This is a genomic window from Paenibacillus thermotolerans (assembly GCF_028745515.1).
GTDB classification, from domain to species: domain Bacteria; phylum Bacillota; class Bacilli; order Paenibacillales; family YIM-B00363; genus Paenibacillus_AE; species Paenibacillus_AE thermotolerans.
This window is the reverse complement of the sequence record NZ_JAQZSG010000003.1, coordinates 271,748-283,598: the sequence shown is the minus strand read 5'-3', so window position 1 is coordinate 283,598 and position 11,851 is coordinate 271,748. Positions and strand designations below refer to the sequence as shown.

Annotated in this window: 16 protein-coding genes; 7 read left to right on the top strand and 9 right to left on the bottom strand. The window is 53.4% G+C overall.

Annotation, left to right across the window (positions count from 1 at the left end; genetic code table 11):
- Positions 1 to 7 precede the first annotated feature (7 nt).
- Together kamA and PT964_RS04725 are read right to left on the bottom strand one after the other, a co-directional pair.
- Positions 8 to 1,411: a lysine 2,3-aminomutase gene (kamA, locus tag PT964_RS04730; protein WP_274362179.1), complete on the bottom strand. Its 1,404-nt coding sequence runs from the start codon at positions 1,409 to 1,411 to the stop codon at positions 8 to 10.
- 83 nt (positions 1,412 to 1,494) lie between these two features.
- Complete coding sequence (locus tag PT964_RS04725) at positions 1,495 to 2,946, bottom strand: sigma-54 interaction domain-containing protein (RefSeq protein WP_274362178.1); 1,452 nt, start codon at positions 2,944 to 2,946, stop codon at positions 1,495 to 1,497.
- 151 nt (positions 2,947 to 3,097) lie between these two features.
- Between PT964_RS04725 and PT964_RS04720 the strand changes: the two genes are divergently transcribed.
- The 6 genes from PT964_RS04720 (at position 3,098) to PT964_RS04695 (ending at position 7,948) form a co-directional block, all read left to right on the top strand.
- Positions 3,098 to 3,871 carry a threonine/serine exporter family protein gene (locus tag PT964_RS04720; protein WP_274362201.1) on the top strand — a complete coding sequence of 258 codons (774 nt, stop codon included), beginning with the start codon at positions 3,098 to 3,100 and terminating at the stop codon, positions 3,869 to 3,871.
- A 12-nt stretch (positions 3,872 to 3,883) separates the two neighbouring features.
- Positions 3,884 to 4,312 carry a threonine/serine exporter family protein gene (locus PT964_RS04715; protein ID WP_274362177.1) on the top strand — a complete coding sequence of 143 codons (429 nt, stop codon included), beginning with the start codon at positions 3,884 to 3,886 and terminating at the stop codon, positions 4,310 to 4,312.
- A gap of 103 nt (positions 4,313 to 4,415) precedes the next feature.
- Complete coding sequence (locus PT964_RS04710; protein ID WP_274362176.1) at positions 4,416 to 5,525, top strand: glycosyltransferase family 4 protein; 1,110 nt, start codon at positions 4,416 to 4,418, stop codon at positions 5,523 to 5,525.
- Between the two features lie 42 nt (positions 5,526 to 5,567).
- Positions 5,568 to 6,578: a phosphotransferase gene (locus PT964_RS04705; RefSeq protein ID WP_274362175.1), complete on the top strand. Its 1,011-nt coding sequence runs from the start codon at positions 5,568 to 5,570 to the stop codon at positions 6,576 to 6,578.
- An 86-nt stretch (positions 6,579 to 6,664) separates the two neighbouring features.
- The gene (locus PT964_RS04700; RefSeq protein WP_274362174.1) at positions 6,665 to 7,651 is read left to right on the top strand and encodes a phosphotransferase family protein; all 987 of its coding nucleotides are present in this window, start codon (positions 6,665 to 6,667) and stop codon (positions 7,649 to 7,651) included.
- Positions 7,652 to 7,717: 66 nt separating this feature from the next.
- Complete coding sequence (locus PT964_RS04695) at positions 7,718 to 7,948, top strand: hypothetical protein (RefSeq protein WP_274362173.1); 231 nt, start codon at positions 7,718 to 7,720, stop codon at positions 7,946 to 7,948.
- 49 nt (positions 7,949 to 7,997) lie between these two features.
- Here PT964_RS04695 and PT964_RS04690 read toward each other — a convergent pair whose 3' ends face one another.
- The 6 genes from PT964_RS04690 to PT964_RS04665 all read right to left on the bottom strand — a co-directional run bounded on the left by PT964_RS04690 (position 7,998) and on the right by PT964_RS04665 (position 10,330).
- The gene (locus tag PT964_RS04690) at positions 7,998 to 8,249 is read right to left on the bottom strand and encodes a hypothetical protein (RefSeq protein WP_274362172.1); all 252 of its coding nucleotides are present in this window, start codon (positions 8,247 to 8,249) and stop codon (positions 7,998 to 8,000) included.
- A gap of 67 nt (positions 8,250 to 8,316) precedes the next feature.
- Positions 8,317 to 8,856, bottom strand: coding sequence for a hypothetical protein (locus PT964_RS04685; RefSeq protein ID WP_274362171.1), 540 nt, complete (start codon positions 8,854 to 8,856; stop codon positions 8,317 to 8,319).
- A 13-nt stretch (positions 8,857 to 8,869) separates the two neighbouring features.
- Entirely contained in the window at positions 8,870 to 9,178 is a 309-nt protein-coding gene (locus PT964_RS04680) for a hypothetical protein (RefSeq protein ID WP_337995006.1), read from the bottom strand.
- Between the two features lie 42 nt (positions 9,179 to 9,220).
- Positions 9,221 to 9,628: a hypothetical protein gene (locus PT964_RS04675; RefSeq protein WP_274362170.1), complete on the bottom strand. Its 408-nt coding sequence runs from the start codon at positions 9,626 to 9,628 to the stop codon at positions 9,221 to 9,223.
- Positions 9,625 to 9,849 carry a hypothetical protein gene (locus PT964_RS04670; RefSeq protein ID WP_274362169.1) on the bottom strand — a complete coding sequence of 75 codons (225 nt, stop codon included), beginning with the start codon at positions 9,847 to 9,849 and terminating at the stop codon, positions 9,625 to 9,627. The genes PT964_RS04675 and PT964_RS04670 overlap by 4 nt, the downstream gene beginning before the upstream one ends.
- A gap of 37 nt (positions 9,850 to 9,886) precedes the next feature.
- On the bottom strand, positions 9,887 to 10,330 hold the full coding sequence (locus tag PT964_RS04665) for an Hsp20/alpha crystallin family protein (protein ID WP_274362168.1): 444 nt from the start codon (positions 10,328 to 10,330) through the stop codon (positions 9,887 to 9,889).
- 88 nt (positions 10,331 to 10,418) lie between these two features.
- On the opposite strand from PT964_RS04665, the gene PT964_RS04660 reads away from it, so the two are divergent.
- Positions 10,419 to 11,525: a serine hydrolase domain-containing protein gene (locus PT964_RS04660; RefSeq protein ID WP_274362167.1), complete on the top strand. Its 1,107-nt coding sequence runs from the start codon at positions 10,419 to 10,421 to the stop codon at positions 11,523 to 11,525.
- On the opposite strand, the gene PT964_RS04655 is transcribed toward PT964_RS04660, so the two are convergent.
- Positions 11,522 to 11,686, bottom strand: coding sequence for a hypothetical protein (locus tag PT964_RS04655; RefSeq protein WP_274362166.1), 165 nt, complete (start codon positions 11,684 to 11,686; stop codon positions 11,522 to 11,524). The genes PT964_RS04660 and PT964_RS04655 overlap by 4 nt on opposite strands.
- Positions 11,687 to 11,851 lie beyond the last annotated feature (165 nt).

Sequence of the window (11,851 nt, the reverse complement as noted above, 5' to 3'; positions counted from 1 at the left end):
CGGTCAATCAGCTTTCCCGCTGGGCATTCTTCGTACGCTCCGACTCGATCAGACGCTGCTTCATCTCATCCCGCTTCTGCCGGCGGTCCTTCAGCGACGCGTGTTCGGGCGCTTCCTGAAACAGCCGCCTTCTTCCGAGCCGCTGCAAATTTTCCGGCACCAGATTGAACCGCTCATCCTTCATCAATGCGATGATGCCGGTGCTTTCCGGCTGCTTCTCGATGCCGTATATTTCGTTGAAATATTCGTCCGCGCGCCCGGGCACATAGTTTTGCGGCTCCGGGTAGCCGACGATGACGCCTTCGTAATTGCGCAAAATCACTTTATCCTGGCTTTGCGATATCAAATAGTTCGGCTGCAGCGCGATTTTCCCGCCGCCTCCCGGCGCATCGACAACGAAGGTAGGCACCGCATACCCCGACGTATGCCCGCGGAGCGACTCGATAATTTCAAGCCCCTTAGAAACCGGCACGCGAAAATGCCCGATCCCCTCCGACAAGTCGCATTGGTAAATGTAATAAGGGCGGACGCGGATTTTGACCAGCTCGTGCATCAGCTTTTTCATAATGTGCGTGCTGTCGTTAATGCCGGCGAGGATGACGGACTGGTTGCCGAGCGGCACGCCGCTGTCCGTCAGCATTTCGCAGGCTTTCTTCGCTTCCTCCGTAATTTCGAGCGGATGGTTGAAATGCGTATTCAGCCATACCGGGTGGTACATTTTCAAAATCCGGCACAAATTTTCCGTAATGCGCTGCGGAAACACGACCGGCGCCCGAGTGCCGATGCGAATAATTTCGACGTGGGGAATCGCCCGCAAATTTTTCAGAATATACTCCAAAATATGGTCGTTGATGAGCAACCCGTCCCCGCCGGATAGGAGCACATCCCGTACCTCAGGGGTTCGCTCGATATACGCGATGCATTCGTCAAGCTGCTTCTTCGGCACGCCCATACCGATTTGACCGGAAAAACGCCGCCGCGTACAATACCTGCAGTACATCGAGCACTGGTTCGTCACCAGAAACAGAACGCGGTCCGGATAACGGTGAGTCAGTCCCGGAGCGGGAGAGTCTTCATCCTCGTGCAGCGGATCCTCAAGATCGTATTTCGTCTTCATGAGCTCCGCCGATACGGGCACGGACTGCATCCGAATCGGGCATCGCGGATCGTCCGGGTTCATCAGCGACGCGTAGTAGGGCGTAATGTTGAGCGGAATCGTCTGCGTCGATATACGTACGCCTTCTTCCTCATCCGGCGTCAAATTCACAACCTTCTTCAAATCGTCCAACGTCTTGATCGTATGCGTCAACTGCCACAGCCAATCGTTCCACTGCTCGTCGGACACATCCTTCCAAAGCTCGACCTGCTTCCAGTGGCGCTTGCTGCTAAGAGGAACATGCGCTTCATTCATCTAAAAACACCTCCGGCATAAATAGCTTCCCGTTCTTACAGATAATAAGAAGCAAAAAGCGTGCCAAGAGGCGAACTGTCGCGTCAAACAGGCTTCTCGATCCCGTACCGCTGCATCTTGTATTGCAGCGCCTGCCGCTTCATCCCAAGCTGCTGCGCGGCCAGCGTTATATTATAACGATGGCGCCGCAGCGCATCGACGATCGCTTCGCGCTCCAGCTGCCGAAGCATCTCGGCCAGACTTCCCGCAGGTTCCGGTATCGCTTCTTCCTCGCCGCGGCTCGGGCGGGCGGGCGGCTGCAAGCTTTCATTCCGAAGAAATACGGGCAGATGGCGCTCCTCGATGCGTTCGCAATTAATCTCCATCATGTTGTAGGTGGATTCGATCGCATGGCTCAGCTCCCGTACGTTGCCCGGCCAATGATAGGCGAGCAGCCGGTTCATGGCCGCGTCCGAAAAGCCCGATATTTTCATGCCGAACATCGGATTGAACCGGTCGACAAAATGGTGCGCGAGCAGCGCAATGTCGTCCTTGCGATGCGCGAGCGGGGGAAGAAGCACGCTTACGACATTCAACCGATAAAACAAGTCATAACGCAGAATGCCTCGCTCCAGCGCTTCCTTCGGTTCCATATTCATCGCGGCGATAATTCTTACGTCGACATGCTGCTCCGCCATGCCGCCGATGCGGCGGACCATCCCGTCCTGAAGCACGCGCAGCAGCTTCGCCTGCAAAAATAAATCGAGGCTGTTGATCTCATCCAGAAATAAGGTGCCGCCGCGCGCTTGTTCGAACAATCCGGCACGGTCGATCGCGCCGGTAAAGGCGCCCCGGGCGGTTCCGAACATGATGCCCTCCATCAGCTCGGCGGGAACGGCCGCGCAATTTTGCGCGATGAACGGCTTACCTTTGCGCGCGCTCGCATTGTGGATGCTTTGGGCGATCAGCTCCTTCCCCGTGCCCGTCGCACCGCAAATAAAGACGGGCGAGCTCGTTCGGGCCGCTTTTTTGGCGATCGCGACGGCATCCAAGAAACTTGTGCTGCGGCCGATCAAGTCACTGAAGGAATACCGGGCGGTTCCGGCGTTTTTTTTATCTTTGGGCAGCTGCTGCGACTCGTATAACTGGTGCCTGAGATCGAGGATTTGGTCGTGAAGATGAACGATGCCGGTAATATCTTTCGCCACCTCCATGGCGCCGGCGATCGTATCCCCTTCAAAGAGCGGGTAGGTGCGGTTGATGGTCGTGATCCGCTTGCCGAGCACGTTGACATACGTTTGAAGCTTCTCCGGCTGCTCCTTGCCGGTATGAAGCGCCTTGGCGAGCGTGCTCGTTTCGGCCGTCAGCGACGGGTATAGCTGGGGAATTTTCCGGCCGATCACGTCTTCCCGCTGCAATCCGTCGATTTCCGCCATTTTCTCGTTGTAAAAGACGGTCACGCCTTCCCGGTCGATCAAATGGACGCCGATATCGATCATATTCAGCATCCGCTCCAAATCGATTGCCTTGTAGTTTGGGCGCTCCTGTTCGGACAATGATGATCACCTGCCTTCCTAAGAAGCCTCATAATAAAAATATGTGCGTAACGACCAAAAAAGCAGCGGAAAACGACGGTTCATCTTTCATGGCGATAACGTGGTATGATGATGGATGAAAAATATGAAATTTGGCGGAAAGATGATGCGAATGAACCCCGAAACGGACAATCGGAAACAACACGATATGAACGAAGTGATCGATGTATGCATGCTCGCCGGCAAACTGATGCTCCAAAACGGCGCGGAAACGTACAGAGTCGAGGACACGATGGCTCGAATCGCCGGAGCGTTCGGGATGAGCGAGGCTCACAGCTACGTGACTCCGACAGCCGTACTGTTCTCGATCGAAGGAGCGGAGCGGACAAGGCTGGCGCGGGTGTCCGACCGGACGATCCGTCTGGATAAGGTGACGCAGGTGAACGGGATTTCCAGAAATATCGCAAGCGGAGACTTAACGCTCGAAGAAGCGCGCGAATTGCTGAAACAGGTGGAATCCGACCGCAAAAGCTACCCGCTTTGGATAAGCAGCGTCACGGCCGGCATCGCCAGCGGCTGCTTTTTGATTATGTTCGGGGGCATATGGGCCGATTTTTTGCCGGCAACCGTAGCTGGGAGTCTCGGATATGTAACCTTGATCCAAGCTCAGCGATACACTCATATTAAGTTTTTTTCGGAGTTTACCGCTTCGCTGCTAATCGGTTTGCTTGCCGCTCTGTTTGTGAAGGCGGGTGCCGGCATGCAATTCGATAAAATCGTCATCGGGTCCGTCATGCCGCTAGTGCCGGGGTTGCTCATTACGAATGCAGTGAGAGACCTCATCGCGGGACATCTGGTGTCCGGCTTATCGAAGGGGGCGGAGGCGTTTTTGACCGCTTTCGCGATCGGTGCCGGAATTGCGGTTGTCCTGAACTGGTTCGGGTAAGGGGGAAGCGGAATGGATTCGATTGTTGTGCATGCCGTCACCAGCTTTATCGCCTCGGCCGCATTCGGACTTCTTTTTTATGCGCCGCTAAAATCTCTCGTGCATTGCGGGTTTATCGGAATGATGGGGTGGATGACGTACGTTTTTAGTTCGATGGCCATAGACCCGATTTCCTCTACGCTGGCGGCGTCCTTCGTCGTTACGATTATCGGCCATGTATTTTCGAAGGCGTATCGGACACCGATTATCGTCTACAGCGTGTCCGGCATCATTCCGCTCGTGCCCGGCGGCCTAGCTTACGATGCGATGCGCCAGTTCGTGCAGAAGGCGTATTCGGAGGCGCTCGTGACCGCAGCTCAAGCGTTCCTGATCTCCGGATCGATCGCCGTAGGGCTGTTGTGCTCGGAAGTCATTCATCAGGCGCTCAAACATCGCCGCTGACGCTTTACATTTACAATATTTTAACACGGGTAGGCCTTCTCACAGTTGTTAAGTCCCTTACGTACATACGTTATTACACAGTACTGATTGGGAGGCCGTTTCAGTGGTCAATAAAAGTTCGCCGACCGTATGGGTGATGACAACCGAGTACGCGCCTTCGATCATTGGCGGACTCGGTACGGTCGCCACCGAATTGACGAAAACATTAAAGAAGCTGAATGTTAACGTTACGGTAATTTCAAGCAAGAAGGCAGGGAAAGTAAGCTTAACCGGCAGAAACGGGGTCAATATCGTTCGCATCCCGCTACGTCCCCCTTATTTTCATCGGGGGACGAAATCTTTTAACGGAAGCCAAATAGAAAGCATTGCGCAAAAATACGGCCTGAAGAAGCCGGATCTGCTCCATATTCATAGCCTTGAATATGCAAATGCGGCACTGGCCTTAAAACGCAAATATCAAGTTCCGATCGTATATACGTGCCACTCCTTAATCCGGCCCCGCTCTCCACGCAACAGCCTTCAGAACTCGCTAATTCGCAACGCAAAGGTTATCGTCTCGCCGAGCCGCTGGCTAAAGGGCAAAATCCGAAGCAGATATCCCGCTCGCATCGCCGCTAATACCGTTGTCATCCCAAACGGAGTCAGGCCGGTCTCCAGCAGAGCGTCTGCGCCGCCTTATCGCTTGCTGTTTGTCGGAAGACTCATCAAAGAAAAAGGAATTGAGCCGTTAGTACGCTCCATTTCCATACTGGCGAGAAGAGATAAGCGCGTAAAGCTGACGGTCGTCGGAAAAGCTTTGCCGCGGTATCGAAGTCGATTGCAAGCGATCGCCCGAAGAATAGGAATCCGTTCGAGGGTCCGATGGTTAGGTTTTCAGCGGCATGGCAAGGTCCAGCGGCTCTACGCCTCATACGGTTCCGTCGTTGTGCCCAGCAAGGAAGAATCGTTCTGCCTGGTAGCGCTGGAGGCGATGGCGAACGGAATTCCGCTCGTTGCCACCAGAGCCGGAGGGCTCCGGGAATTCGTGAACAGGCGGAATGCGCAGATCATTGAGGCCGTGCAGCCGAATTCGATCGCAAGAGCGGTTCAAGCGATGTGGGATCATCCGGAACGTACCCGCATAAGGGTGATTCGGGCTAGAAATACGGCTAGAAGCTTTAACTGGAGGCTCATGGCTCTTGCATATAAACGGCTTTTTCAAAAGCTGACGTAATATAACCTTCTCAAGCAGCAAAAAAAGGTGAGTGAGGCGGGTGTGAGTACGCTTAAGCGGACGGTTAGGATCGTTAAAGGGTTCGGCGTCAATGCGAAACGGATATCGCACATTCAGAAGGAAGTGTACCGTGTCGTTCTTCGGGATGGTAAATCGTATTGTTTGAAGCGGATGCCCATGTCCGCGCAAAACCTTCAATGGGTGGATCACGCGCTGCAAAGCGTTCGGAGGAACGGTTATCGCCGGATCGCATGGCGTAACGCCCGTACGAAGGAAGGACGCCGAATATCGGTTCGGTCTGGGAGCGCGTCATATGTACTTGTTCCTTGGATATCGGGGAGATGGCCGAACGTTCATTCCAGACGGGAAATGTTTGCTTGCGGGGCCGCCATCGCCAAGTTTCATAACGCCGGAGGAGCATTTCGCCGCCCGAGAAGCGGCGCGATCAATATGCTTGGCAGGTGGTCTGCGATGTTTCGCGGACGATATGCAACCGTGGCAAGGCTTGTGCGAAGAGCGTCCCGCAGCGGAAGCAGTCGGCCGACGGACAAATTTCTAACAAAGCACGGCAAGGAAATATTGTCTTACGCCTCGAAAGCGTCGTCGCTGCTGAGGCAACACCGGTATCGTAACCTGTGCCGGGCCGGAAGCCGAACCGTTGTGTTATGTCATGGAGACGGGGGACCGTCGAACTTCATAAAGAATGCTAAAGGGCTGCACTTGATCGATTTTGAAACGCTCAGAATCGACTTGCGCGCTTACGATCTATATCGTCTTATTTATAATTCGTGTCATACTCATCGATGGAAATTTTCGATCGCCCGGGACATCCTGGACGGATATCAGAGCGTAACGAAGCTCGAACGAGCGGATTTTGCGATGCTGCGCGCTTTGCTGCGGTTCCCGCGCACCGTATTCCTTTCGCTGCTGCACAATGCGAAAGGAAGCAGCCGAACACAAGCGGCAACCGTCAGAGAAATGACGCGGGCGCTGCGAGCGGAACGGGGAATGGAGGCATTTTGCAGGAAACTAGATCGCTACGCACGGAAATAAGAAAATCGTTCTGGACAAGAAGCATCGGATCGGAAACAATGGAAGCAGCTAAACCATTAGGGAGAAAAGACGACGCAGGGGGCCAAATGCAAAGCAACGAATCGTTATTCGCATCGATTGTGGATGAGCATGGCCGGTTGATCGACGGTGCGGTCAGGCTAAGAGAACCGATATATAAGGGACGAAACGGCAAATATGTCGAACGAGTCGTCGTAACCGCCGGAGACCGGCTGCTTCACGCGATTTTTAAACCGCTCACGAATGAGGGAAGCGTCGGCAAAGAGGTTTGGGCGTACCGGCATCTGCTGCCTCATCTGCCTTCCATCCGTTATCCGAAGCTGCTCGCCGCGGCGGACCATCACGAGCCGCAGCGGTACTGGCTGCTGTATGAGGATTTGGGCGAGCTCATCCATAGCTTCGACGTCAGCGTATTGGCGGCCGCGGCAAGGTCGATTCCGGCTTGGCATACGCTTCCTATCGAACGGGCGCCTACGGAGCTGGAAGGGCATACGCCGAAGCTGAGCGACGGCGTGCAGCGAATGCTGCTGGGCGAAGATCGGGGCGCATTCGTCCGCTTATTGTCGGAGCATGGGGTAACAAACGCCGAGATCCAATATTTTTTCGGGGTACATGTACGGAGAGATCCCGAAAGCTATTCGCGTGAAACGGTTGTCAGCCACGGAGATTTAAATCCGCTGAACATTGCCGTTGCGGATGATGGGCTGATTTTTTTGGACTGGGAGTACGTGCACCGCAATAGCGTGTTTTGGGACTTATATAACGTGATGGATATTACTAGCCCTTCCTACCGGCGGCCGGTGCTCGACAGAGCTTCGCGGTTGAGCGTGCTGAACGCATATGTAGAGGGCAGGGAGCGATACGGGAAGCCGATATCCGATATAGCTTGCTTTATCAGGGATTATTATTCTTACTGCTTATCTTACAGCGCTTGGCTTCTGCTGTTAATCGACCGCGATCTGAAAGTCGGAAGGTTCAACCGCGAGGCTCTGCAGCGGCAGCACGAGGAAACGGCCGCCATATTGCTGCACATGCTTCACGAGCTTGCCGAATAGGCGGACATATAGAACCCATCCTGCATATGGTAATATGACTAGGAAAAAGGGGAAGGATGTGCGCCGATGGACGCTGAACGACAGCAGGAGCAGCCGATATTCGATTCGATGCGCAAAATGTTTCCGTACATTACCGACGAATATTGGTCGCTGATTATGGGGATGAGCCATATTCGCGGACATATGGATTGGAATGAATACGGCAAGCTGCTCGCGAATCAACCGTGGATCGGCTCCGACGAAGGAAAAGAGCTGATCGAGAAATACGTGCAGACGATCATGAAGCAGTACTTATAAGAAAACGAAAGCTCCAGATATCGAATCTGGAGCTTTCGTTATTTATTTGCTACAATGCTTGATTTTGCAACGATGTTGACGGTTGCGCTTCGGAAATCGGGCTGTCGACAACGTCATTATCGAACAAGTTTGAAACGTAGCCCGTTGCCAAGTTGTTGCCGAACAATTGGCCGTTTCCGAAATTTGATTTTCCGCTCTGATTCCAGCCGGGTTGAGAGTTTTCTCCAACCGAAATAATGTTGCCTCTATTCATCGCATTGACATTGATTGCCCCTGCCGCTAATGAGATAAAAACAGCCAACGCTGCACCCCCTTGAAAAAGCCTATATCGTAATGTATTCCTCCTATTCGAAGGGGTGACCGCAACTTTACGTTTCCGGAGATTGTCTTTGGCTGCGAATGCGTATGTTTTTATCGGCGCTCCCTGAATGCACGATGTCCCCTTCGAACTCGAACGGGGCGTCCACCAGGTCGTCGTCGAAGACAATGTTTGCAATCTGCGTATACCGGTTGCGGCCGATGCCTTTCCCGTTGCCGTAATTCGTTTTTCGCGAATTATTCCAGCCGGGCTGTTTGTTGTCGCCGATATCGATGGCGGAACCGGATAGGACAGCGTTTGCATTAACAGACTCGAAATCAACGGCGCACTGCTGCGCCATCGGCTGCTCCATTAATTGGATATGCCGCAAATCGTCTATTTTGGTGTCAATGACGTCCGAGTCGTACACCACATTGACGGAACGGGAGAGAGAGGCGTTTGTCAGCGAGCCGAAGCCTTCGTTCGTTTTGCCGATGCTGCTCCAGCCGATCGCTTGATTGGCGCCGATAAATATTCCCGAGCCGTCTTCTACCAAATTTACGTTCAGCTTATTAAATATGACGCACGCTTGCTGGGGGGATACAACCATTTCGGACCCTCCTTTATTCGGCTCCGCCGATCTCAGGCTCGGTTGTAACAGGCTGAGCATTGCCTGCTGATGCTATTAATTTTTGCAGCCACTCGGGCACTTCGGAATCGGAAACGTTGAGCATATCCAGAAAATCCGCATCGTTGAGCAGAGAACGTATACCGGAAACAAAATTGCGGTCCCCGCTGACGGAGCCGAAGCCTTGCGTCAGCTTCTGATGGCTCTCGAAGTTCGTCGGCCAGTTGTTGCCCATATTGATGCAGGCGGCATTTTCAACCGAGCCGATCCGAATCGAACCGATAACAAATTGGGGAGAAAGCAAAGAAGAAATACGGGCCACCTCCGATCGCAGCGAAGCTGCCGGTCATTTTCTAAGCACACGATAGCCAGACGGCGTTTGTTGAACTGCCGGTTCGGCGGAAGGCGTAGGGGAAGAAGCGGCGGTTTTGGAGGCCGGGGCGGACGGTTTTTGATTCGGATACGAAGGTTCCTTCGCATCCCCGGAGCCCATCTTGGTGCCGAAGTTGTTTCCCAAGTTCAATGAGCCGCTAAGCTGCTCAATATCCAAGCTGTCCAAACGATACTCCATCTTCTCTAAGACGGGCTGGTGGATATGTACGTTTTCAATGATGATTTGCGGTGACTTTGCCGCCAGCCGTTCGATCGTCTCTTCGATTCGTTTGTAGTGCGCATCCAAGCTTTGCAGCCGCAGGTCGATTTCCTTCCATTTTTCCGGTTCCGGCTGCCGCTTTTTTCTAAACCAGGATTTCATAAAAGGTCAGACTTTCTCATAAACTGCATATCGATTTGATCGCGGTCATCCAGAACCGAACGTTGCCCCGAAACCCGGCTGTCCTGTCCGCTTACGGTGCCGAAAGCCTGATTGTGCTTGGAAATATGCTTGAAGCCAATCAGCTTGTTGGAACCGGAAAATAAACCGGAGCCGCCCGAGATTTCTTTAATTTGCAGTTCCTGAAACCGTATACGCACCATTTGCCATCACCTTATTGGGCATTTTTTCGCTGGAATCTTAATTAAAGTCGACGATTACGCCGGATGGGTGAACAGGCTCCTCGATTTGCAGCTCGACGGTCAGCAAGCCCCGGCTGTATTTTGCGGCAATGCCGCTGCTGGAAACCGGCTTAGGCATCGGCAGCGTCCGGCGGAAATGTCCGAAGAAGCGCTCGTTTTTCGTTATTCGGTGCTCGGTAACCGGGTATAGGCGCGGAATGTCCCCTTCGATTTCCAGCGTTTGCCCAGCGAGCGAAATTTGCAGCTGATCGGGAGATTCCAGACCCGGAATTTCCGCAATGACATACACCTTGGCCCGCGTGTAATAAATATCGATATTCGGACCTTTGTTCGGAATAAGCTCGGCGATATCGTCCCAAAACTGCTCCCCTAGCACCTCGGCTGCCTCATGATGAAATTTTTTTACGTCGTAAGCCGGCTTCGGCTGTTTTTTTTCCCCCAACGGTCGATCACCACGCTTTTTTGGGTTCCAATACAGTTTATATCCGAATCGGAACGAATAGAATCGGACTTTTCGCGGGGAGCAGGAAATGAACGTTCGGCTAAAGAAAGTACTAATGGAAACGGGAAAGGAAGGCATGTTTATGGATGCGGCATTTCGCCTGATCGACAAAGAAATCGAACGCGGCAACATCCCCGGCGGCGCCGCCGTTATCGGAGCGGGAGGAAAGGTTTATGAATATTCCGCCGGATACGCCGTGTGCACCGAACACGACAACATCGCCGCGGTCATGGACACGATCTACGATTGCGCTTCTTTGACCAAAGTCGTCGTTACGCTGCCGCTGCTGCTCATTTGCTTGGAGAAAGGGCTTGCCAGACTGGACGATCCGGTCGCATATTTTCTTCCGAAGTTTGCGGAGCGCGGGAAGGACGGCATTACACTCAAGCAGCTGGCGACGCACACCTCGGGACTGGCCCCATACTATAACATGCATTCTGAGGGCTGGACGCGGGAGACGATCCTTGATTTTATTTTGGGACTGGAGACGGAATATGTCCCGGGAAGCAGCATGGCATACAGCGATCTCGGTTTCATTTTATTAGGTGAGATCGTTGCGCGTTTGCTTGATATGCCGCTGCATGAAGCGGCCGAGCGGTACGTATTTGAGCCGCTCGGAATGAACGATACGATGTACCGTCCGCAAGCCGGGTTGAAACCGCGAATCGCCGCAACGGAATATGTGGAACGGTTATCGGCCTACCGGTGGGGGAGCGTGCATGACGAGAACGCCGGCGCCATGGGAGGCGTCAGCGGTCATGCGGGGTTGTTTTCGACGGCACGGGATATTGCCCGCTACTGCGAAATTTGGCTGAAGCGGGAGCGGCGCGACGTGCTGTCTCCCGCAAGCAAAGCGGCGGCGGTTGCAAACTGCACCAAGCATATCCCGGGCGCAAGCCGCGGACTCGGCTGGGTGCTGAAGAACGATGTATGGGATGCGTCCGGCGATCTTTATTCCGCCCATAGCTTCGGTCACACAGGCTTTACCGGAACGAGTCTATGGATTGACCCGAACCGCGATCTTTACGCCGTATTGATGACGAACCGAGTGCACTTCGGGCGGGATAAATCAATCGCCAGGCTGCGCGCCTGCTTCCATAATGCGGCCGCAGCCGAATGTGTGCGGAAATGTTAGCGGTTCGGAGTGGAATCGGCCGGTTCTTCTTGCTCCGGCTTTACCAATATCGTTTCTTCGTCAAACGCGGTATGCTTTTTTTCGATTCGCATAAATTGCTCCAGCATGTTCTCTTCCTTCGATTCGTATAATTCCAATACGGCGTCCAAAGTAAGAAACATAGCAGATTCGGCTCCTCTCACCGGGACATTTTCTAGAAAACCCTTACATGCATATTTTGCCGCAGATGAGCTAGTGGCAGCTATGATGATTCTCACAGTCCGATCGGCAAGGCTTCGGCTATTGCCAATCGTTTCTTGAACGCTTACAATCACTTACAAATACAT

Bases quoted from the DNA above. Each gene is read 5' to 3' on its own strand.
- kamA (WP_274362179.1), bottom strand. From the start codon at position 1,411: ATGAATGAAGCGCATGTTCCTCTTAGCAGCAAGCGCCACTGGAAGCAG.
- PT964_RS04720 (WP_274362201.1), top strand. From the start codon at position 3,098: ATGAACCCCGAAACGGACAATCGGAAACAACACGATATGAACGAAGTG.
- PT964_RS04715 (WP_274362177.1), top strand. From the start codon at position 3,884: ATGGATTCGATTGTTGTGCATGCCGTCACCAGCTTTATCGCCTCGGCC.
- PT964_RS04700 (WP_274362174.1), top strand. From the start codon at position 6,665: ATGCAAAGCAACGAATCGTTATTCGCATCGATTGTGGATGAGCATGGC.
- PT964_RS04695 (WP_274362173.1), top strand. From the start codon at position 7,718: ATGGACGCTGAACGACAGCAGGAGCAGCCGATATTCGATTCGATGCGC.
- PT964_RS04685 (WP_274362171.1), bottom strand. From the start codon at position 8,856: ATGGTTGTATCCCCCCAGCAAGCGTGCGTCATATTTAATAAGCTGAAC.
- PT964_RS04675 (WP_274362170.1), bottom strand. From the start codon at position 9,628: ATGAAATCCTGGTTTAGAAAAAAGCGGCAGCCGGAACCGGAAAAATGG.
- PT964_RS04670 (WP_274362169.1), bottom strand. From the start codon at position 9,849: ATGGTGCGTATACGGTTTCAGGAACTGCAAATTAAAGAAATCTCGGGC.
- PT964_RS04660 (WP_274362167.1), top strand. From the start codon at position 10,419: ATGAACGTTCGGCTAAAGAAAGTACTAATGGAAACGGGAAAGGAAGGC.
- PT964_RS04655 (WP_274362166.1), bottom strand. From the start codon at position 11,686: ATGTTTCTTACTTTGGACGCCGTATTGGAATTATACGAATCGAAGGAA.